Below are 19,711 nucleotides of genomic sequence, written 5' to 3'. Positions count from 1 at the left end.
CAGCCCTCGCACACTCGGCGACATCGTCGCCGCAGCTCTGCATCTCACACACTTCGAATACCGGTACCTACCGCAATCTCGTTGAGATCACGTCAATGTCAGATGGTGCACGCACACTCTGTGTCAAGCGGACGCGGAGGCCGTCTTACGGGCCGGTGTCGGAGCACCACACACTGAGCCTTTCCGGGCAACGGTTGATTACTGATGGTTCAGGTTGTGCGGGTGCGGTCGATGTGGAGCGGGACGAGTGCTGCGGCGACGATCTTCCCGATCCGCCAGGGGCATAGGCTGACGTTGCGTAGCGCCTTGAATGTCATCTTGAGTAGGGCGTTGCCGCGTTCGGCGATAGCCCGCACGCCGTTGTGAGAGGACCACCTTCATACCGGGGTGCTGCGTCTTTTCGTTGCACCACAACAGACTCGGCGTGTCACCACCACGGAACCGTCGGCGACTACGCAACGTCACCCGCCGTTACTCGGAAGGCTCACTGCGTCCGCAAGGCGGGGCTGGCCGCGCAGCGCGTGCTCAATCGGCGGGTGCCGGCTCGGCGGGCCCGGCCGTGAAGAAGCGGACGATGTCGTCGGCTGCGGTGGGGGACAGCATCATCGCCTGGACTCGTGCGGACATGTCGGCGATCGGGTGGGTCCTGGTGAACATCGCCTCTTCGTAGGTCCGGATCGCCGAGTCGGGGTCGGCGGGGCTGGCGGCGAGTTCGCCGGCGAGTTCGGCGGCGTCGAGCATGGCTTGGTTGGCGCCCTCGCCGACCGGCGGCATGAGGTGCGCGGCGTCGCCGATGAGGGTGATGCCCGGCTGCCCGGCCCAGCGGGTACCGATGGGCATCGCCTCGATCCTGCGCGGCGCCGGCGCGCTGTCGCCGGCTTCGATGAGTGCGGTGAGGCTTGGGTCCCAGCCGTCGAACATGTCGAGCAGGGCCCGCTTACTACGGTACGTGTCGATGTCGCGATCGTCCGCGCGCACCGAGATCCCGACTCGGATGCTGCCGTCGCCGAGGCGTTGTGCCGCCAGGATCTGGTTCACGCCGATGCACCAGAGGTTTCCGGGGCCGACCAGCTCGGCGAGATCCGGGTGGCGCTGGTCGGCCTCGCTGATGCTGAGCTCCACCAAGGTGGCCACGTGGGACAGTGTCGCGTCGGTCAGCAGCGACCGGACGACCGAGCGTGCGCCGTCTGCGCCGACGAGGACGTCGCAGTCGGTGCTGTGGCCGCCATCGAAGGTCAGCCCGAAGCCTCCGCCGGGTCGTGGCGTCGCCGTGACGAGCCGGTGCTGCCACAGGACAGTGTCGGCGGGGAGCGAATCGAGCAGGAGATCACGCAGTACGCTGCGGTCGATCTCGGGGCGTCCGGAGAATGAGCCGGGTTGTGGCTTGTGGTGCACGAGGGTGCGTCCGGCCGGGTCGAGGATGCGATGTTCCTCGCCCTCGGGCCGTGCCTCGCAGCGGAATCGGCCGGTGAGGCCCGCCTCGGCCAGGGCCTGTTGCCCGGACTCCGGGTGCAGGTCGAGCATTCCGCCCTGTGCTCGCGCGGATCGGCCTGCCTCCCGTTCGTACACCACCGCGCCGATGCCGTGCCGGTGCAGGATTCGGGCCAGCGCCAGGCCGCCGAGGCCACCGCCGGCGATCGCGATTCGCATCGTCATCTCTGTTACCGTACGCTGTACCTTATGGATACGCCGTACGGTAGCGCACCCCTGCCTGTTTGGGAACGGCCCGAGCCGCAGCCGCGGACGGCGCCGGTGTCATTGAGTCGCGCGAAGATCGCCGCCGCGGCGATCCGGCTTGCCGACGCGCACGGCCTCGACGGGCTGTCGGTTCGCAAGATCGCCAAAGAGCTCGGAGTCGGTCCGATGCGGCTCTACGACTACGTGATCAACGTATCCGAGCTCCTCGATCTGATGGTCGACACCGTCTATGCCCAGATCGCCGAGGCCGGCCAGCACGCCGAGTGGCGTGCCACGGTGCTGGCCATCGCTCACCGGACCCGTGCCGCCGCCCTTGATCATGAGTGGTTCGCCGACCTGCTCGGCGCGAGGCCACACCTGGGACCTCATGCGCTCGCCGTGGGTGAATCGACCGCGGCGGCGCTCAGCCAGGCCCCGGGCGTGCGCGGCATCGACGACCTCCAGCGCGCCTTGGGCGCCCTCAACGCGTTCATCGTCGGAGCGCTCCGCATCGAGGTCACCGAGCGGCGCGCCGCCCGTTCCACCGGCACCGACGTGCCCGCCTGGCAGGTCAGCCTCGGGCCCTACCTCACACGCATGCTCGAAACGGGCCGCTATCCCACCGTCGCTTGGCTCGTCGTCGACGGCGCCCACCTGGGCGCCGGGGAAACCTTCAACCACAACCTGACCACCCTCTTGGACGGCATCACCGGCCACCCCCACCCGTGATCCACTGCTCGCGGGCCGGTAGCGCCGCTAGTCGCGCTCCGGTGCGGTCTGTGTCGCGGTTGAGACGGCCGCCTCGTACCTGAGCAAGGTATCGACGAATGTCCGTTGCTGCGCTGTGCTCAGCGGCGCGAGAGCCTGCCGCCACGCGTGGGCACCGGGAGAGAGCCATTGGGCGATGGCGGGACGGCTGTCGGGGCTGATGTCGATGACGCGCCGGCGGCGGTCCGCCTCGTCCTCGCGCCGCACCAGGACCCCTTTGCGGCTCAGATCGCCCACGATCAGGCTTACCGTGGTGGGTGCCACGCCAAGCATCCCAGCCAGTTGAGAGACGGTCAGGGGACCGTCGAGCAGGAGCAGGGACAGCATCGACAAGTGCCTCGGCGCCAGATCGAACGACCGTAGCTGTTCCGGCAGCGGCAGGCGTTTGACCCTGCCGACCAGCCTCGGCATCACCAGGAGCAACTCCCTGACCGTGTCGTCCGTGGTGCCGGGCGTTGACATCCGCCCACCCCTCCAAATACCTTTGTTTACAAAGATGATTTGCGATCAAACCTGTTCACGGAGGATAGTATGCCCCACCTCGGCGTCTGCCTATTGGAGAGCGACCTGGCCGGCCGTGAGACCACGCTGATTGAGAAACTGACCGACGCGGTCGTCGCCGTCTACGGGGAGTGGGCCCGAAGCACCGTGGTCGTGCGGTTGACCGGCCTGCCGCCCAGCCGGTGGGGTATCGGCGGCACGCCGGCACAAGCCCCCTCGCCCAGCGTCACGTTCGGCATCAGGGAAGCCGTGTTCAGCCGGCCCGACGCCGACGAGATCGTCGCCCGCCTCGTCCGCGGGGTCACGGACGCCATCGTCGACGTCTTCGGGGAACGTGTCCGTGCCGGCGTGACGGTCGAACTCGTCGGCACCCCGGCCGGGCGCACAGCCATCGGCGGAGTTGTCGTCACGTCATAGCGGGTTCATACGACTGCCGCGAAGCGCTCGTCGCCGAAGGTGCTCGCGGCACCTGGCCGAACACATGCCGCCCGTTGGCTAGGAGATCGGCTCCGTGGTGCGGGCGAGGTCGATCGCGCGAGCGGTCACCAGGTCTACCGAATGCAGCGGCAGGTCGTGGCTCGCACCCTTCACGACCTCCACCCGCACGTCCGGCATCACCCGCGCCGCATGCTGCGCGACCTGCTGGGCGTCGTACATGACGCTGTGTTCGCCGAGCATCAGGTGCACCGGAAGCGTCAGCGCCGCGAGTTCGGCGTCGGTGAGCGGCGGCGGCAGTGGCAGCCGGCGGCGGTACGCCGTGGAGAGCTTCACCAAGCGCACGAGGTCGTCGTCGAGCAGCGTGACGTTGCGCAGCTTGCCCGCCATGCGGCGACGCAGCCGATCCGGCGCGTGGCTCGCGAGGCCGCCAAGGATGACCCAGCGCAGGAATCTGCCGGTGATGCGCCCAAATCCGGCCGGGTCGAGCAGGGTCAGTGTTGCCGCCCGCCCAGGCCGGTGCAACGCGTGCTGCATCGCGATCCAGCCGCCGTTGGACGTGCCGATCAGGTGGGCCCGGTCGATGTTGAGGCCGGTGAGCACCTGATCGAGCCAGCCGGCCAGGTCCCGGCCGTCGGCGAACGGGCGGGTGTGGGTCGAGCCTCCGGGCTCGCCCGGGGGATCGAGTGCGATCACCGGCCGCGCCGCCTTCAGCGCGGCGATGTGACGGTGCTACATCAGCGAGTTGCCGCCCGCGCCGGGCAGCATGACGAACGGCGCTACAGTGCGGGACTCGCCGTCGAGCACGGCCCTGGTCGTGCCGTAGTCCGTCGAGACATCGGACGTCGTCCGGGCCGGCCACAGCCGGTCGAGCGTCGACTCGTATGTGGCTGAGAATGCGAGGCGCGCCTGCTCACTGGTGAAGGCGCTGATCCTGGGTTGTTGCGTCTTCATGATACGAGCGTATCATTAAACATCGCGGCGTGATACACCTAGTCGTGCCCAAACGCGTGGACCACGACGAACGCCGCCGCCAGATCGGCGAGGCGCTGCTGCGCATCGCGCACACACGCGGCCTGCAGGCGGCCAGCATGCGCGAGGTGGCGGCCGAGGCCGGTGTGTCGCTGCGACTGGTGCAGTACTACTTCCACACCAAGGACGAACTGCTGCTCGGCTCGCTCGCGTACCTGGGCGAGCAACTGTCAGCACGGGTGACCAGGCACATCACCGAGCTCGGCAGCCCGCCGACGCCGCGCGATGTCGTATACGGCACGCTCACCGCGATCCTGCCCACCGACGAGGAGAGCCGGCGGCTGACCCGGACCTACACGGCCTACTATGCGTTGGTCCTCGACCGGCCGGACCTCGCCACGGAGCACGGCGCGACATATCCGGACGCGGTCGAGCGGTTCCTCGCCAAGCAGGTGCGCGCCGCGCAGGAGGCCGGTGACGTCGACCCGGATCTCGACGCCCCGATCGCGGTCGCCGGCCTGCTCGCGCTCACCAACGGGTTGGGCTCCAGCGTGCTCGGCGGTCAGCGAGACGGCGCGGCAGCGCTCGCCATCCTCACCTACCACCTCGACCAGATCTTCCCACCCGGCAGATCGCGGAATTGATGCTGATCGTCCAGTTGTAGGGGGAGTGGAATCTGCTGACCAGCAGATTCCCACCGAACCGCGGCGCCGGCCGACTACCGGCGCTCGGCCGCCGGCGCCGCCGAACGGAAGCTGCGCGGGGCGTCGCCGATCTGCGTGGCGTAGGTGTCGACCAGGTGGTCCCGCAGGGCATCGGCGAATCCGGCGGCATCGCCGGTGCGGAGGCGCTCGACGAGCGTCTCGTGCTCGGCGATGATGTCGGCGCATCGTGCGAGGAGCCGGTCGCCGAAGCTGAACAGCAGGAACCGCTGCCGGTCGGCCAGCCGATCGTTCAGCTCGAGCAGCACGTCGTTGCCCGCCGCTTCCACGAAGGTGCGGTGGAAGGCGATCGTCAGCTCGATGAAACCCCGGAGGTCATCGGAGTCGAACGCCTCGCGCTGCGCCGCGATCGAGTGCCGTAGCCGCTCGGCGAGCCCCTCCCGCGCCTCGGCACTCGCCCGGCTCGCCGCGGTGGACTCCAGGATCAGGCGGGCGTCCGCGAGGTCGGCCACCGCCCGCTCGCTGAGCCCTCGCACGAGTGCGCCACGCTTCGGGTAGATGACGATCCATCCCTCGTCCTGCAGCCGGGCGAGCGCGGTCCGTACCGGCGTGCGGCTCACACCGATCGCTGTCGCGAGGGCCTCCTCGCCCAGCATGGTCCCGGTCGGGTGGACGCCGTTGAGGATGCCGTCGTGGATCGCCTCGTACGCCCGTTCAGCCGCACTCGCGCTGCTTGCCAACGACTCTCCCCATCCACGGCGACGCGACCGCCCGTCACGCGACGCGCATACCATAAGTATCCATCTGGTACGCCGGTGCCGCAGGACGGCCCCGCAAGGCGGGGGAGAGCCATCACGCCGCAGCGGGGCGCCGGCACACCGTCACGCAGGGTGGCGCTTGCGCCAGAGGCGGGAGAGGAGCCATGCGGCGCCGGCGCCGCCGATCGCGATCGCGGCCACGAGAAGGTCGGGGACACCGCTGGTGGCCTGCCGTACCCGGTTCTCGAGCGTGGCCTGGTCGGAAGCTGCGAGCATTCCTCCCAGCGACGTGGTGCCGTCGGTGGCCAGCAGCAGGACGCCGATCGCCACGGTGAGCGTGCCGCCGACGATGCCGGTCCAGGTGTGGCGCCATCGCCCCAGGCGGATCTCGCGCGGGCGCACGAGCCGTCGTACGAACGGCAGGCGTCCCCACAACAGGGCCAGGACCAGCAGGGGAAGGGTCATGCCGGCGGCGAAGACGAGTAGCACGATGCCGCCGTAGAGGGCGTTGCCACCGACGGCGGCGACGGTCAGCACCGCGCCGAGCAACGGGCCGGCGCAGACGCCGGCGAGGCCGTAGATCGTGCCGAGGGCGTAGACGGATGCTGACGAGGTTCCCTGCATCCCGCTGCCGGAGAGGGCTGGAATCGGGATGTTGGCCAGCATGATCAGCCCGAGCACGATCACCACGCCCGCCGCGACCGTGACGAACGTGTGGCGGTGCTGGTTGACGAACGCTCCCGCCGTCCCGGCGAGCACGCCCAGAGGTACGAGTGTCGTGATCAGCCCCAGGTAGAAGACGCCGGTGCGGCTGATGAGCACCGTCGGGCTCGTGAAGGCGTAGGAGAAGAAGGCGGGAAGCAGCATCACCGAGCAGGGGCTCAGCAGGGTCAGCACGCCCCCGAGCAACGCGCCCAGCAGTCCCAGCTCCACGCCTACCCCGCCTTCTCGATCGCGGCGTCCAGGAACTCGCGGAAGACCGAGATCGGCTGTGCGCCGGCCAGCGCGGTGTCCCCGGCGACGAAGAAGGGAACGCTGGTGACGCCCACCCGCGCGGCCGTGGTGTTGCTGGCTTGCGCCGCGGCGCGCAGGCCGGTGTCGTCCAGGTCCGCGGTGAACCGCGAGATGTCGGGAACACCGGCCTTCCGTGCGAAGTCGATCAATCGCTCGCGCGGCAGGTCGGGGTGCTTCCCCTCGGGTGCCTCGCCGTATACCGCGCTGAGGTATGCGAAGAACTTGCCCTGGTTGCCCGCGGCCCGTGCGGCGACGGCGGCGTTCTCGGACTGTTCCCCGAAGTACGCGACGTCATGCAGTTCGATACGAACCTTGCCCGTGTCCACGTACTCCCGCAGCAGCACGGGCAGCGTGTCGCGGCTGAACACCGCGCAGTACGGGCACCGCATGTCGGTCCAGTGGACCAGGACCACCGGCGCGTCCACGTCACCGACTGCCATCGGGTCACCCTGATCGCGCCGCACGAGCGTGGACTCGCGGGTACCGCCTGCGGTACCGCTCGCATCGGGTGACGGAGCGGCGACAGGACTCCCTCCGGACGTGAGCTGAGCGGTGATGACTACGCCGAGGAAGGCGACGAGCGCGACGGCCACGACTGCGATGCGCCGGTACCGGCGGCGTTTCGTCGCCCTGAGTCGCGCCGCTTGGTTCGATCTTTTCACGATCGCTAGGATACATAATGTATACAACAGCGCGTGCCGGCACTGCGTTTGCGCGGCGAGCGGAATCGATGGTCGTCGCGGCCTGGCGATGTGTCTGAATGGGGTGAGGTGACACGTGAGGAGGCCCGATGGGACGTCGCGCGGTGTATGACGAGATCGCGGACTGGTACGAACACGAGTTTCTCGCCCGGCAGGCCGACGGTGATCCGCTCGGCATCAGGCAGGCAATTGCCGCACTGCTCGGCAGCGGCCGTGGCGCCTGTCTGGAGATCGGCTGCGGCACCGGGGTGTACGCCGCCGAGGTCCGCCAGCTGGGGTGGTCGCCGCTGGGCGTTGACGTGTCCGGCGGGATGTTGCGGCACGCCCGTGGCCGGCTGCCGGTGGCCCGCGCGGACGCCGGCCGCTTGCCGGTCGGCGACGGCGCGTTGGGCGCCGTGATCGCCGTGATGGCGCACACGGACATGCCGGACTACCCCGCCGTGCTTCGGGAGGTCGCCCGGGTTCTCCACGAAGATGGGATTTTCGTCCACATCGGCGTGCATCCGTGTTTCTGCGGAGGTTTCGCCGACCGGACCGAACCGGACGCGGTCGTGATCCGCCCGGGCTACCTCGACAGCGACTGGACCACCGCATCCTGGACCGACAAGGGCGTCCGGGACAAGGTGGGCGCTACCCACTGGTCGCTGCCTGACCTGCTACACGGGTTCCTGGCGGCCGGCCTGTCCCTTGAACGGTTCGCCGAAGGCGGCATGCCGACGCCGACCATGTTCGCGGTTCGCGCCCGGAAATGATCTCGACGCCCGGCGCGACAGGTCACGCGCGCCGGCCCGTCACGTCGAATGTGCCGAATTTCCCGGCATCCGCCTTGCCGCGCATGCTGTCGCCCTCGACGGTGACCGTGAACGCGACCGTGACTTTCGTCCTCAGCAGCACGTTCAGCGTCTTCACGACCTTCCACCCGGCATCGTCGCCCGAAGTCACCCCGTCGGTGATCTCCAGGCTGTCCGTCCGGTAGTCGAGTGACCCGGTCAGCCGGGCGCCGTCACGGTGCAGCACGAGTACGGTCTTCTGTTCGCCGATCGGCGTATCGACCAACAACGTCCAGGTTCCCTCGACGGCCACCAGGCGACCCCCACTTCCAGCGCTGCTGGCACCTGCCCGCCGGTTGGGACCGGCAAACCGGTGGCCCCGCACATCATCCGTCGGCGGCCGAGAGTCCCCGGAGCGGCTGATCGTCATCGTGCCGGGTCGGTAGGCCGGGCCGGTGGGCCTGTCCGGCTGCCGGAGATCCGGGTAGTTGAAGATCAAATAAGGAAAATCAAGGTTTGTGCGTTGACCACTTAAAAAAATGAAGGTAGAAATGAATGGCGAGCACGTCGCCGAGCGTAAGGGAGCCGAAGGTGGACTGGCAGGAACTGACGGATCTCACGCGCGGACAGCCGTTCGTGGTCGAGCGGGTCCGCCTCGCCGGCAGCGGCGTCGCGGTCGAGGGTCAGTTCGAGCCGCCGCAGCTGGCTCAGCTCGGCATCGACGACCAGGTGTTCGTCGCCGCGTTCGTGCGCTCGCACGGCTCGATCAAGGAGATGGAGCGGATCTTCGGGGTGAGCTACCCGACGATCAAGTCCCGGCTGAACCGGATCGCCGAGCGTCTCGACTTCGTCGACACCGACCCGACGCCCACCGGCGCCGACGTCGTCGACCGGCTGCGGCGGGGGGAGATCAGCGTTCAGGAGGCGCTGGCCGAACTGGAGAGGTCGAGATGATCCCAAACCTGGTGACGGTGCGTCATCGCCGTCCCGACGGCCGCCGGCTGCGGCTGCACGTCCCCGTCCTGCCGGTACTGCTGGTGCTGTCACCGCTGCTGCTGCTCGCCGTGCCGGTCGGACTGGTCGCATGCCTCGTCCTGCGGGTGAGCCCGCTGGGTGCGCTGCGCGGTGCCGGGCAACTGCTGTGGGCGCTGCCCGGCACCCGGATCGAGCTCGAGCAGGGCCGGACGGCCGTGCTCGTCAGCGTCAGATGAGTCAGATCAGATGAGTCAGAGAGGAAGGGCCGACAATGAACGAGGAACGCCGCCAGATCCTGCAGATGCTGGCCGAGGGCAAGATCACCGCGGACGAGGCCGAACGGCTGATCGACGCACTCGAACGAGAACAGCGCGAGTCGCCGCCGGGAGCCGCGCCCCGCCCGAAACCCAAGTATCTGCGCGTGGTGGTGAGCTCGGCGGACAACTTCGGTGGCGACGGGCCGGGCCGGGTCAACGTCCGGGTCCCGCTCCAGCTGCTGCGCGCCGGGGTCCGGCTCACGAGCCTGATCCCCCCGCAGGCCCTCACTCAGGTCAACGAGGAGCTGAACAAGTCGGGGGTACCGATCGACCTCACCCAGCTCAAGCCGCAGCACATCGAGGAGCTCATCGAGCAGCTCGACGACGTCACCATCGACGTCGACCAGCCCGACGCCAAGGTGCAGGTCTTCTGCGAGTGACACCGCCACCGTGCCGGACGGCCGCCCGGATCACGGGGCCGGGCGGCCGTCCGGCCGGTGACTCGGCCGGCGTCCCAAATGTGGCGAATATTTTATCGTGGGGACCGTAGGCGACGGGACTTCGTCAGATGGCCGCGTGCCGCACCGTACAAGGCGAAACCGGCGACCGTCCCAGCCGCGATTCGCTCAAGCTCTCCTGCTGGGCGATCTGTCCGGCCTGGGTGACGTGCCCCGCGGCGTCAGCCGTGCCGCGGTGCCGGCAGCGGCGAGGCACACCGCCGCCCCGACCCGGTGCGGGGAGGTCGGCGCCGCGGTGTGCGTCTACCACCATGGCCGTCCGGTCGTAGACGTCTGGGCCGGTCTGGCCGATCCAGACGTCAGCCGGCCCTGGCGACGCGACACGCTGCAGGTCGTCTTCTCGGCGACGAAAGGCGTGGTCGCAGCGTGCGCACATCTGCTCGTCCAGCGCGGCGACCTCGACCTGGATGCCCCGGTTGCACGGTACTGGCCGGAGTTCGGGGCTGCCGGCAAGGACCGGATCCCGGTGCGGTGGGTACTGTCGCACCAGGCCGGATTGGCAGCCCTCGACCGTCCACTGACGCTCGCCGACGTGGCCGCGTGGAACCCCGTCACCGCGGCCGTCGCCACACAGGCACCGGCCTGGGAGCCCGGCACAGCGCACGGCTACCACGCGCTCACCTACGGCTGGATCGTCGGCGAACTGGTCCGGCGAGTGACCAGCCGCAGCATCGGCGCCTTCTTCCGGCAGGAGATCGCCGACCCGCTCGGTCTCGACATCTGGATCGGGCTACCCGGCGACGAACAACACCGGGTCAGCCGGATCGTGGCGCCGCCGCTGGACCGGTCAACCGTTGACCGCTCCTCGCTGATGCTGCGGGCGATGCTCCCCACCGACGAGCCGCTGGACCTCAACCGGCCGGACCTACGCGCCGCCGAGATTCCGGCCGTCAACGCAGTGTGCACAGCCCGTGCACTCGCTCGGTTCTACGCCGCGCTGATCGGCTCGGTCGACGGCCATCGGATCCTCGACCCGGCCACACTCGCGGCCGCAACCACCGAGCAGGCCGCCGGGGCCGACAGGATCCTGCGGGTGCCGATCCGTTGGGCGCTCGGCTTCGGCCTACCCACGCCGGACCTACCATGGTTCACACCGACGTTGTTCGGGCACGCCGGCCACGGTGGGTCACTGGGCTTTGCCGACCCGGCCAGCGGCCTGGCGTTCGCCTACGTCATGAACCGTGTGCACGCCACAATGGAACCCGACCCGCGGGCCAGCGACCTGGCCGTAGCAGCCAACACAGCCGCAAGTCACCCGGTGACCGGGACGCACATATAGACTGCACCGCGTACCCGGTCACTCCGTGGCACGCGCCGCGCAGGGCAAGTCCATCCCGGGTGTCGGTGTACGTCACCATCACCATCCGATGCGTCCCGTCGAGTGGCCGCGCCCACGGCGCGTATGGCCCTTGGTCGGAGTGGGCGTCAGTCGGCGATGGTGTGCTGGTCGGCGCGCAGGGCGGTCATGCGGCCGTCGGCGTGGTGGATTTCCAGGAGCGGGACGCCGGGCGGGATACGGAGGCGCTTGGCCTCCGGCCGGGTCGGCATCCGGGCGGTGAGCCGGTCCCCGGCGGCGAGGGTGACCGGCGCCCGGCTCTGTCGTGGCCGGACCCTGGCCGGCGCGCCGCGGCGGGTCTCGATGAGCCCTTCGCGGGCCAGTTGCCGTAAGGCGCGCCGGACGGTGGTATGGCCGACGTGGTGGTCGTTGCCGATGGCCGGTTCGGACGGCAGGAGGCTGCCGGGCGCGAGCTGCCCGGAGTCGATCAGGTGGCGAAGGGTGCCGGCGAGTTGGGCGTACAGCGGCTGGTTCCCGGTTTCGGGCATCGGCGGTGACCTCCGCGGACAGGGCCTGGTCACATGAAACAGCGGCGCGGCACCGCGATCCGTAACCCTGGGCCACTCCCGGTGACGCCCGGCGACGTCGCAGGCTCAGCGAGGGCCCGGATCCGGCGGCGCGGCGGCGGTGGCCATGGCGCGGCAGGCCTCCCGGTCGTGCGGCAGGCCGGCGTCGCGAAAGACGAGGCCGACGCTGCCGTTGCGCGGATCCCACAGGTTGTCGTTGGCGACGAGGGCGTGCAGGTAGTGGCGCTGGGCGGCGGACAGCGCCCCGCCGGTGCCCGGGACTGAGCCCGGGGCGAAGATGGCGTGCAGCAGCGGTCCCCAGTCGGAGCGGGCCGTGTGCGGGCCGGCGTGCGCCGCGATGGCGAGCGCGGCCGGTAGCAGCCGTTCGGGGCGCTCCACCCGGTCGACGGCCGCGGCGACCAGAGCGAAGCGGATGTGGCCGCGCAGCTGCGGCGGTCGTCGGGCGAACCAGTGTTCGGTGGCCTTCGGGTCGTCGAGCGCGGCGAGCAGTTCCGCCGTCGCGGCCGGGTCGTCCGCCAGCGCGGGCGCCAGGGCCGCGCACGCCCGCACGCCCGGGTGCGGGTCGTCGAGGTACTCGCGCGGTGCGAGCCCGAGCTCGCCCATGGCCAGCACCAACGCGGCGCGCTCGTCCGGTCCGGCGGTGCTGGCGGCGGTGCTCAGGCGGGCACCGAGCGGCCCCGGGTCCGCGCCCGGGCCGAGGGCCGTCGCGCAGGCGGTGACGGCGTGCGCGGCGGCCGCCCGGACCGTGGCATCCGGGTCGCCCAGCAGCGGTACGGCGGCGGCGAGCAGCGTGGGCACGACCTCCCGGCAGCCGAGGAGCGCGCGGGCGTACAGGGCGTTCGCGAGCTCCTCGTCCGCCCAGATCTCCTCGTCGTCCGCCTCGCCGGCCGCGAGCGCGGCATCCACGTCCCGTCCGGGCGGATGGGCCATGGCCGCGAGTTCGGCGGCGTCGAAGCCGGGCTGGGCGGACTCGGCCACCGCGGCGAGGAAGGACAGCAGGTTCGAGCGCAGCCCGGCGTCGAGCGGTGCGGCCGGGCGGGGATCGGCGAGCAGCGCGGCGACCGCAGCCGCGGCCGGTGGTGTCACCGTCCACGGCGTACCCTGGTGCATCACCGCGGACCACAGGTGCCCCAGCGCGGCGTCGCGCGCCTGCGGGTCGCCGCCGGCGAGCGCGGCCAGGTGGCCCGGGGTGTCGTCGGCCCGGCCGTACGCGTGCAACAGCGAGCCGAAGCGCGCGTGATCATGAGCCACGCACGCAACCTACAAAGACACCCGCGCAACCTGCAAAACCGCGGCGGTGCTACCAACGATGTACGCGAACCGTCGGTATTGCCGAGGCGGCGGGCCCGCGGCCGGGCAAGGCTCGATGCATGCTGATCGGTTGGATCGTCGGATGTGAGATCGCGTTCTGGGTGCTGCTCGCCGCCGGGCTGCTCGCCCGATACCCGCTGCGCAGGCCCAGGGCCGGTGCCGTGCTGCTCGCCGTGACACCCGTGGTGGACCTCGTCCTGCTCGTCGTCGCCGGCGCCGACCTCGGCAACGGGGGACAGGCGGGCCGCGCGCACGCCCTCGCCGCGGTGTACCTGGGCTTCTCCGTCGCCTTCGGACCCTCGCTGGTGCGGTGGGCCGACGTGCGGTTCGCGCATCGGTTCGCCGGCGGGCCGCCGCCGCGGGTCGTGCCCAAGCGCGGGCCCGAACGGGTCAGGTACGAGTGGCGCGAGTGGGGCAAGGCGGTCCTCGCCGCTGCGATCGCCGTCGCGCTGCTGCAGGGCGGGCGGCTGTGGATCGACGACCCACGGCGCACCGAGGCGCTGCAGGGCATGACCGAGCTGATCGGGCTGGTGATCGGGGTATGGCTGGTGGGCTGGCCGGTGTGGGTTTCCGTGGCTCAAGTCCTGACTCCCCGCACAACCGGGCATGAACACGGCGGAAGCAGAGCAAAACGGCGGTGACGCTCCGCACGGAAACCTCGAAGAAGCCGGTGCCGGCCCGTAGCATGCTTGGGGTGCTCTCCCTCGGCGCCAAGCGGGGCACGCCGGTGACCCTCGAGGCCTCCGGCGACGGGGCCGACGCGATGCTCGACGAGCTCGCCCGCGATCTGGACGCCCCCGATGCGTGAGCTGCGCGGGATCGGGGTGAGCCCGGGCCGCGCCGCAGGCCCGGTGCTGCACCTCGCGCCGCCGCCGTCGCTGCCGTCGCCGCCCGCGGTGCTCGACGCCGAGGCCGAGAAGGATTCGGTACGCCGGGCGGTCGCCCTCGTCGCGGCGGAGCTCACCCGGCGCGCCGACGCCGCCGTGGAGGACACGGCTGCCGAGGTGCTCCGCGCGCAGGTGCTCATGGCCACCGACGAGACCCTCACCGACGCCGCCGACGCGGCGATCGAGGCGGGCTCGGCGGCGCCGCACGCCCTCGCCGCGGTCCTGGCCGAGCACCGGGCCGCGTTCGAGGCGGCCGGCGGATACCTCGCCGAGCGCGTCAGCGACCTCGACGACCTGCGCGACCGCCTGGTCGCGGCCTGCCTGGGCCGGCCGATGCCGGGCGTGCCGTCGCCCGGCCACCCGTTCATCCTCGTCGCGCGGGACCTGGCGCCCGCGGACACGGCCGGCCTGGACCCGTCGGTGGTGCTGGGCCTGGTCACCGCCGAGGGCGGGCCGACGAGCCACACCGCCATCCTGGCCCGGACGCTGGGCATTCCGGCGGTCGTGCGCTGCACCGGGATCTCGCAGCTCGCCGATGCGGTGGTCGTGGCGCTCGACGGCGGGACCGGTGCGGTGTCGGTCGGGGTGTCCCACGACGAGGCGGCGTCGGTCAACGCGGCCGCCGCGCGGCTGCGCACGAGCTGGGCGGCGTCGCGGGGGCCGGGACGTACGGCCGACGGCCACCCCGTCGCGCTGCTGGCCAACATCGGCGGCGCCCGCGACCTGACCGGCGACGTCGAGGGCGTCGGGCTGTTCCGCACGGAACTGCTGTACCTGGACCGGACCGACCCGCCCGGCGAGCAGGAGCAGGTCGAGGCGTACGCCGCGGTCTTCTCGGCCCTGCCCGGCCGCAAGGTCGTCGTGCGCACGCTCGACGCCGGCGCCGACAAGCCGCTGCCGTTCCTGCGCGGCGGTCTGCCGGCCGGCGAGCCCAACCCGGCGCTGGGCGTGCGCGGCCTGCGCGTGGCCCGGCGCGCGCCGCAGGTGCTGAGCACGCAGCTGTCCGCGATCGCCACGGCGGCCGCCGCCACCGACGCCGACGTGTGGGTGATGGCGCCGATGGTCGCCACGCCCGCCGAGGCCGCCGAGTTCGCCGCCGCCTGCCGCGCGCACGGCCTGCCCACGACCGGCGTGATGATCGAGGTCCCGGCAGCGGCCCTGCGCGCCCCGGCGATCCTGCGCGACGTGGACTTCCTGAGCATCGGGACCAACGACCTCAGCCAGTACACCTTCGCCGCCGACCGCATGCGCGGCGACCTCGCGGAGCTGCTCGACCCGTGGCAGCCGGCCCTCATCGCGCTCATCGCCGGCTGCGCCGCGGCCGGCGCCACGGCCGGCAAGCCGGTCGGCGTGTGCGGCGAGTCGGCGGCCGACCCGGACTTCGCCCTGGTCCTGACCGGCCTGGGCATCTCGAGCCTGTCGATGGCGCCGCGCAGCATCCCGGCGGTGCGGGAGGCCCTGGCGGCGCACACCCTGCAGGAGTGCCGCCAGATCGCGAAGGCCGCGCTGGCCGCCGACACCCCGCAGGCCGCCCGCGCCGCCGCCGGGCGCGGCGCCGGCTGACGAACGATAAAACCATTTGACAGCGTGGATACGCTGATCCTCCGTACCTCATGAGGTTCGAGGGGGCCCATCGCCCTCTCGTCCCAGGAGTCACGATGCGCCGGGCGCCCGCCCTGTCCTTCCTGCTCGTCACCGTCTTCGTCGACATGCTCGGCCTCGGCCTGATCGTGCCGATCGTGCCGGCTCTCATGACCGCCGTCACCGGCGACGCCGCCGGCGGCGCCCGCTGGTCGGGCTGGATCGGGTCGAGCTACGGCCTGCTGCAGTTCCTCGCCGCGCCGCTGCTGGGGCGAATCTCCGACCGCTACGGCCGGCGGCCCGTCCTGCTCGTGTCGCTCGCCTGCCTGGGCGGGGACTACCTGGCCCACGCCGTCTCGCCGGCGCCCTGGCCGATGTTGGTGCTCCACGCCCTCGCCGGGGCCTGCGCGGGGACGAACACGGTGGTCAACGCCTACATCGCCGACGTCGTCGAGCCGCAGCGGCGGGCCCGCGCGTACGGCCTGGTCGGCTCCGCGTTCGCGGCCGGCTTCGTCGCCGGCCCGACGCTCGGCGGCCTGCTCGGCGCCGTCGACGTGCGGCTGCCGTTCTTCGCCGCGGCCGGCCTGGCCCTGGCCAACGTCGTCTACGGGTACGCCGTGCTGCCCGAGTCGTGGCCCGGTGACCGGACGGTGCCGCTGACCCTGCGGATGGCCAACCCGGCCGGCGGCCTGGCCGGCGTGCTGCGCCGCCCCGTGCTCGGCCGGCTGGCGCGGGCCCGGTTCGCCGCCGACGTGGCTCGCATGACCGGGCAGGTGAGCTGGACGTTCCTCGTGACCTACCGCTTCGCCTGGGACCCCGCCCACGTCGGCCTCGTCATGGCGGCCGCGGCGCTGGCCAGGGCGGCGTTGCAGGCCTGGGCCGCCGGCCCCGTGGTGCGGTGGCTCGGTGACAAGCGTGCCGCCGTGCTCGGCGGCACGCTCGGCGCGCTGGCCCTCGCCGGTACCGCCGTCGCGTCCGCGCCGTGGGAGATCTACGTGCTGCAGGCCGTCGGCGTGCTTGGCTCGGCCGGCGGCGCGGCGGCGCAGTCCTGGCTGTCGCGGGTCACCGGCGCCGCCGAACAGGGGACCGTGCAGGGCGCGCTGACCGGGATCGGCGCCCTCGCCGAGACGGTGACCCCGGTCGCGGCCGGCGTGGTGTTCGCCTGGTCGCTGCCGCACGCGCTGCCCGGCCTGGTGTTCGCGGGCGCGGCCGCCTTCGCGGCGGCGTCCACGCTCGTGCTCGCGGCGACGCCCGCCACCGCACCGGCCGCTCGGCCGTAGGCGACGCGCAGGCGGGCTCGGCGTACCGCGTCACCTGATCACCACGCGGGGCGGTCCTTCTTAGGGAGCTTGGAAACGACCCAGCGGTAGGACTCGTCGACGGCCTCGAGGACCTCGTCGTCGGGGATCGCGCCGCCGAGGCGCAGGGTGTTCCAGCCGGACCGGCCGATGTACGCCATGGCCGAGGCGTCCTCGGGGTAGCGGTGCAGCCACTCGTCGGCGGCCTCGCGACTCGGCGCGCACTTCACGCCGACCGTGCCGGTCCCCACGAAGGCGAAGATCCTCGGCCCGACCTTCGCCACGACGTCGCCCTCCCACGGCTGGTCCGGCCAGGCGCCGGGCTTGGCGAGGCAGTGCGCGAGGAGCTCATCCCTGGTCACGGTCGCCGACGGTACCGCAGAACGGCCGTATGGGAGCGCTCTCGGGGCGAGTCCGTGGCATCAGCGGGCCCTGTCGGGTTAGTTCCGCCGTTTTCGGGTTAGTCCAAACGTCATCCGACCGGAAGGGGGTCGTCATGGTCCGACCCATCTCAGATCTTGCGGGCCACCCGGATATCGTCGAGTTGCGTGCACGGTACGACCAGGTGGCGGAGACGCCCACCGCGCGCACCGCCGACGGCGTTCTGGCGCTCACCGGGCTCTACCTGGCGATCAGCCCGTGGGTGGTGGGCTTCACGCCCTTCGCGTTCAACCTGACCGTCAACAACCTGATCTGCGGCATCGCGGTGGCCCTTCTGGCCAGCGGCTTTGCCGTCGCCTACGGCCGCACCCACAGCCTGGCGTGGCTGCCGGTCGTGGTGGGCGTGTGGACGATCATTTCGCCGTGGGTCATCCTGCGTGGGTTCACCACGGGCGGCATCATCGCCAACAACGTCGTGGTCGGTGCGATCATGATCGTTCTCGGCCTCGTGGCGATGCGGCCCGCCATGGTGGCCCGCGGGCGGCAGGGCGGCCGGTTCGCCGGTCGCGGCGGCGGAGGGGCCAGCGAGCCGACCCCCGGCACGCCACGGTGACCTTTCCGGCTGGGCCCGTGCCGCGGGCTCAGCCGGTCTCGCCGTCGATGCGCTCGCGCAGCGGGAGCCGGGGCCGGCCTGGGCGTCCCTTGCGCGCGCCGGGTCCCGTCGTGGCAACGTATGCGGTATGTCCGTCCATCCCCGCGCAGGGCAGCCCGCGCAGCGCTCCGACCTCGTCGACGTGCCGCGGCTCATCACCAGTTACTACGCCGTGCATCCCGACCCGGCCGACCCCGCCCAGCAGGTCGCCTTCGGCACCTCCGGTCACCGCGGTTCGAGCCTGCGCGGCTCGTTCAACGAGGACCACATCGTCGCGACCAGCCAGGCCATCTGCGACTACCGGGCGAGCCAGGGGTACACCGGCCCGCTCTTCCTCGGCCGGGACACCCACGCCCTGTCGGAGCCCGCGACGGTCAGCGCCCTGGAGGTGTTCGCCGCCAACGACGTCACCGTGCTCATCGACAGCCGCGACGGATACACGCCCACGCCGGCGGTGTCGCACGCGATCCTCGCCAACCGCCATCGCGGCGCCGACGGGGTCGTCGTCACCCCGTCGCACAACCCGCCGGAGGACGGCGGTTTCAAGTACAACCCGCCCAACGGTGGTCCGGCCGACACCGACGTGACGAGGTGGATCCAGGACCGGGCCAACGAGCTGCTGCGGGCGGGGCTCAAGGAGGTGCGCCGGGTGTCCTACGCGCGCGCCCTGGCCGCGCCGGGCACGCAGCGCTTCGACTTCCTCGCCGGCTACGCCGACGATCTCGGCTCGGTCATCGACCTGGCCGCCGTCGCCGCGGCCGGGGTCCGCATCGGCGCCGACCCGCTGGGCGGGGCGAGCGTGTCGTACTGGGCGTACATCGCCGATCGCTTCAAGCTGGACCTGTCGGTGGTCAACCCGGTCGTCGACCCCGCGTTCGCGTTCATGACGCTCGACTGGGACGGCAAGATCCGCATGGACTGCTCGTCGCCCAACGCGATGGCCTCGCTCATCGGCCGGCGCGCCGACTATCAGGTGGCCACCGGCAACGACGCGGACGCGGACCGGCACGGGATCGTGACCCCGGACGCGGGGCTGATGAACCCCAACCACTTCCTCGCCGTCGCCATCGACTACCTCTACCGCAACCGCGACGGCTGGCCGGCCGCCGCCGCGATCGGCAAGACCCTGGTGTCGTCCTCGATGATCGACCGGGTCGCGTCCGATCTCGGCCGCACCCTGGTCGAGGTCCCGGTCGGGTTCAAGTGGTTCGTGCCGGGCCTGCTCGACGGGTCGGTCGCCTTCGGCGGCGAGGAGAGCGCCGGGGCTTCGTTCCTGCGCCGCGACGGGTCGGTGTGGACCACCGACAAGGACGGCATCCTGCTGTGCCTGCTCGCCTCGGAGATCCTCGCCCGCACCGGCCGCACCCCGAGCGAGCACTACCGCGATCTGGTCGCCCGGCACGGCGAGCCGGCCTACGCCCGGGTCGACGTCGCCTCCACCCGCGAGGAGAAGGCGGTGCTCGGCCGGCTCTCGCCCGAGCAGGTGAGCGCGACCAGCCTCGCCGGCGAGCCGATCACGGCGAAACTGACCGCGGCCCCGGGGAACGGGGCCGCGATCGGGGGACTCAAGGTCGTCACGGAGTCGGGCTGGTTCGCCGCCCGGCCCTCGGGCACCGAGGACGTGTACAAGGTCTACGCGGAGTCGTTCCGGGGCCCCGAGCACCTGGCGCGCATCCAGGACGAGGCCCGCGGGGTCGTGTCGGCCGCCCTCAGCGGCTGACGGGCGGGAC

The 19,711-nt window shown here is 71.6% G+C and carries 24 protein-coding genes and 2 pseudogenes; 14 read left to right on the top strand and 12 right to left on the bottom strand.

Going from position 1 to position 19,711, the window contains the following annotated elements:
• Window positions 1–209: 209 nt before the first annotated feature.
• Window positions 210–356 (bottom strand): annotated as a pseudogene (locus AB0367_RS33110) (IS5/IS1182 family transposase); the annotation flags it as partial.
• A 169-nt stretch (window positions 357–525) separates the two neighbouring features.
• A complete protein-coding gene (locus AB0367_RS33105; RefSeq protein WP_366230419.1) occupies window positions 526–1,656 on the bottom strand; it encodes an FAD-dependent monooxygenase in 1,131 nt (376 codons plus the stop codon).
• Between AB0367_RS33105 and AB0367_RS33100 the strand changes: the two genes are divergently transcribed.
• Window positions 1,591–2,406, top strand: a complete 816-nt coding sequence (locus AB0367_RS33100; RefSeq protein ID WP_366230418.1) for a TetR/AcrR family transcriptional regulator C-terminal domain-containing protein — start codon at window positions 1,591–1,593, stop codon at window positions 2,404–2,406. The genes AB0367_RS33105 and AB0367_RS33100 overlap by 66 nt on opposite strands.
• Window positions 2,407–2,433: 27 nt before the next feature.
• Here AB0367_RS33100 and AB0367_RS33095 read toward each other — a convergent pair whose 3' ends face one another.
• On the bottom strand, window positions 2,434–2,907 hold the full coding sequence (locus AB0367_RS33095; RefSeq protein ID WP_366230417.1) for a MarR family winged helix-turn-helix transcriptional regulator: 474 nt from the start codon (window positions 2,905–2,907) through the stop codon (window positions 2,434–2,436).
• Window positions 2,908–2,976: 69 nt separating this feature from the next.
• Between AB0367_RS33095 and AB0367_RS33090 the strand changes: the two genes are divergently transcribed.
• A complete protein-coding gene (locus tag AB0367_RS33090; RefSeq protein ID WP_366230416.1) occupies window positions 2,977–3,363 on the top strand; it encodes a tautomerase family protein in 387 nt (128 codons plus the stop codon).
• 78 nt (window positions 3,364–3,441) lie between these two features.
• Here AB0367_RS33090 and AB0367_RS33085 read toward each other — a convergent pair whose 3' ends face one another.
• Both AB0367_RS33085 and AB0367_RS33080 read right to left on the bottom strand, forming a co-directional pair.
• The gene (locus tag AB0367_RS33085; protein ID WP_366230425.1) at window positions 3,442–4,095 is read right to left on the bottom strand and encodes an alpha/beta fold hydrolase; all 654 of its coding nucleotides are present in this window, start codon (window positions 4,093–4,095) and stop codon (window positions 3,442–3,444) included.
• An 18-nt stretch (window positions 4,096–4,113) separates the two neighbouring features.
• Window positions 4,114–4,335, bottom strand: a complete 222-nt coding sequence (locus AB0367_RS33080) for a hypothetical protein (RefSeq protein ID WP_366230415.1) — start codon at window positions 4,333–4,335, stop codon at window positions 4,114–4,116.
• Between the two features lie 44 nt (window positions 4,336–4,379).
• Between AB0367_RS33080 and AB0367_RS33075 the strand changes: the two genes are divergently transcribed.
• Window positions 4,380–4,997, top strand: coding sequence for a TetR/AcrR family transcriptional regulator (locus AB0367_RS33075; RefSeq protein WP_366230414.1), 618 nt, complete (start codon window positions 4,380–4,382; stop codon window positions 4,995–4,997).
• Window positions 4,998–5,071: 74 nt separating this feature from the next.
• Here AB0367_RS33075 and AB0367_RS33070 read toward each other — a convergent pair whose 3' ends face one another.
• The 3 genes from AB0367_RS33070 to AB0367_RS33060 all read right to left on the bottom strand — a co-directional run bounded on the left by AB0367_RS33070 (window position 5,072) and on the right by AB0367_RS33060 (window position 7,227).
• The gene (locus tag AB0367_RS33070) at window positions 5,072–5,755 is read right to left on the bottom strand and encodes a GntR family transcriptional regulator (RefSeq protein ID WP_366230413.1); all 684 of its coding nucleotides are present in this window, start codon (window positions 5,753–5,755) and stop codon (window positions 5,072–5,074) included.
• A 141-nt stretch (window positions 5,756–5,896) separates the two neighbouring features.
• The gene (locus tag AB0367_RS33065) at window positions 5,897–6,706 is read right to left on the bottom strand and encodes a cytochrome c biogenesis CcdA family protein (RefSeq protein ID WP_366230412.1); all 810 of its coding nucleotides are present in this window, start codon (window positions 6,704–6,706) and stop codon (window positions 5,897–5,899) included.
• Window positions 6,707–6,708: 2 nt separating this feature from the next.
• Entirely contained in the window at window positions 6,709–7,227 is a 519-nt protein-coding gene (locus AB0367_RS33060; protein WP_366230411.1) for a thioredoxin domain-containing protein, read from the bottom strand.
• A gap of 350 nt (window positions 7,228–7,577) precedes the next feature.
• On the opposite strand from AB0367_RS33060, the gene AB0367_RS33055 reads away from it, so the two are divergent.
• Window positions 7,578–8,240 carry a methyltransferase domain-containing protein gene (locus tag AB0367_RS33055; RefSeq protein WP_366230410.1) on the top strand — a complete coding sequence of 221 codons (663 nt, stop codon included), beginning with the start codon at window positions 7,578–7,580 and terminating at the stop codon, window positions 8,238–8,240.
• Window positions 8,241–8,262: 22 nt separating this feature from the next.
• On the opposite strand, the gene AB0367_RS33050 is transcribed toward AB0367_RS33055, so the two are convergent.
• On the bottom strand, window positions 8,263–8,757 hold the full coding sequence (locus AB0367_RS33050; RefSeq protein WP_366230409.1) for a hypothetical protein: 495 nt from the start codon (window positions 8,755–8,757) through the stop codon (window positions 8,263–8,265).
• A gap of 92 nt (window positions 8,758–8,849) precedes the next feature.
• Here AB0367_RS33050 and AB0367_RS33045 point away from each other — a divergent pair, with 92 nt between their 5' ends.
• The 4 genes from AB0367_RS33045 to AB0367_RS33030 all read left to right on the top strand — a co-directional run bounded on the left by AB0367_RS33045 (window position 8,850) and on the right by AB0367_RS33030 (window position 11,287).
• Window positions 8,850–9,212 carry a DUF2089 domain-containing protein gene (locus tag AB0367_RS33045; protein ID WP_366230408.1) on the top strand — a complete coding sequence of 121 codons (363 nt, stop codon included), beginning with the start codon at window positions 8,850–8,852 and terminating at the stop codon, window positions 9,210–9,212.
• Window positions 9,209–9,469 carry a hypothetical protein gene (locus tag AB0367_RS33040; protein ID WP_366230407.1) on the top strand — a complete coding sequence of 87 codons (261 nt, stop codon included), beginning with the start codon at window positions 9,209–9,211 and terminating at the stop codon, window positions 9,467–9,469. The genes AB0367_RS33045 and AB0367_RS33040 overlap by 4 nt, the downstream gene beginning before the upstream one ends.
• Before the next feature lie 35 nt (window positions 9,470–9,504).
• Window positions 9,505–9,930 carry a hypothetical protein gene (locus tag AB0367_RS33035; protein WP_366230406.1) on the top strand — a complete coding sequence of 142 codons (426 nt, stop codon included), beginning with the start codon at window positions 9,505–9,507 and terminating at the stop codon, window positions 9,928–9,930.
• Window positions 9,931–10,183: 253 nt separating this feature from the next.
• Window positions 10,184–11,287, top strand: a complete 1,104-nt coding sequence (locus AB0367_RS33030; RefSeq protein ID WP_366230424.1) for a serine hydrolase domain-containing protein — start codon at window positions 10,184–10,186, stop codon at window positions 11,285–11,287.
• A gap of 146 nt (window positions 11,288–11,433) precedes the next feature.
• Here the strand turns inward: AB0367_RS33030 and AB0367_RS33025 are convergent, their stop codons facing one another.
• Together AB0367_RS33025 and AB0367_RS33020 are read right to left on the bottom strand one after the other, a co-directional pair.
• The gene (locus AB0367_RS33025; RefSeq protein ID WP_366230405.1) at window positions 11,434–11,832 is read right to left on the bottom strand and encodes a GntR family transcriptional regulator; all 399 of its coding nucleotides are present in this window, start codon (window positions 11,830–11,832) and stop codon (window positions 11,434–11,436) included.
• A 105-nt stretch (window positions 11,833–11,937) separates the two neighbouring features.
• On the bottom strand, window positions 11,938–13,122 hold the full coding sequence (locus AB0367_RS33020) for a hypothetical protein (protein ID WP_366230404.1): 1,185 nt from the start codon (window positions 13,120–13,122) through the stop codon (window positions 11,938–11,940).
• 119 nt (window positions 13,123–13,241) lie between these two features.
• Here AB0367_RS33020 and AB0367_RS33015 point away from each other — a divergent pair, with 119 nt between their 5' ends.
• The 4 genes and pseudogenes from AB0367_RS33015 to AB0367_RS33000 all read left to right on the top strand — a co-directional run bounded on the left by AB0367_RS33015 (window position 13,242) and on the right by AB0367_RS33000 (window position 16,930).
• Window positions 13,242–13,823, top strand: a complete 582-nt coding sequence (locus tag AB0367_RS33015) for a hypothetical protein (RefSeq protein WP_366230403.1) — start codon at window positions 13,242–13,244, stop codon at window positions 13,821–13,823.
• Window positions 13,820–13,990 (top strand): annotated as a pseudogene (locus tag AB0367_RS33010) (HPr family phosphocarrier protein); the annotation flags it as partial. The gene AB0367_RS33015 and the pseudogene AB0367_RS33010, both read left to right, overlap by 4 nt.
• Entirely contained in the window at window positions 13,983–15,632 is a 1,650-nt protein-coding gene (ptsP, locus tag AB0367_RS33005; RefSeq protein WP_366230402.1) for a phosphoenolpyruvate--protein phosphotransferase, read from the top strand. The pseudogene AB0367_RS33010 and the gene ptsP, both read left to right, overlap by 8 nt.
• Before the next feature lie 95 nt (window positions 15,633–15,727).
• Complete coding sequence (locus AB0367_RS33000) at window positions 15,728–16,930, top strand: MFS transporter (RefSeq protein WP_366230401.1); 1,203 nt, start codon at window positions 15,728–15,730, stop codon at window positions 16,928–16,930.
• Between the two features lie 38 nt (window positions 16,931–16,968).
• Here the strand turns inward: AB0367_RS33000 and AB0367_RS32995 are convergent, their stop codons facing one another.
• Complete coding sequence (locus AB0367_RS32995; RefSeq protein ID WP_366230400.1) at window positions 16,969–17,310, bottom strand: MmcQ/YjbR family DNA-binding protein; 342 nt, start codon at window positions 17,308–17,310, stop codon at window positions 16,969–16,971.
• A 134-nt stretch (window positions 17,311–17,444) separates the two neighbouring features.
• Here AB0367_RS32995 and AB0367_RS32990 point away from each other — a divergent pair, with 134 nt between their 5' ends.
• Both AB0367_RS32990 and pgm read left to right on the top strand, forming a co-directional pair.
• Window positions 17,445–17,942 carry an SPW repeat protein gene (locus tag AB0367_RS32990; RefSeq protein WP_366230399.1) on the top strand — a complete coding sequence of 166 codons (498 nt, stop codon included), beginning with the start codon at window positions 17,445–17,447 and terminating at the stop codon, window positions 17,940–17,942.
• Between the two features lie 127 nt (window positions 17,943–18,069).
• A complete protein-coding gene (gene pgm / locus AB0367_RS32985) occupies window positions 18,070–19,701 on the top strand; it encodes a phosphoglucomutase (alpha-D-glucose-1,6-bisphosphate-dependent) (protein WP_366230398.1) in 1,632 nt (543 codons plus the stop codon).
• The last annotated feature ends 10 nt before the right edge of the window (window positions 19,702–19,711 follow it).

Source organism: Dactylosporangium sp. NPDC051484 (genome assembly GCF_040689395.1).
Taxonomy (GTDB): Bacteria; Actinomycetota; Actinomycetes; order Mycobacteriales; family Micromonosporaceae; genus Dactylosporangium.
This window is presented reverse-complemented; position numbering and strand designations above follow the sequence as displayed.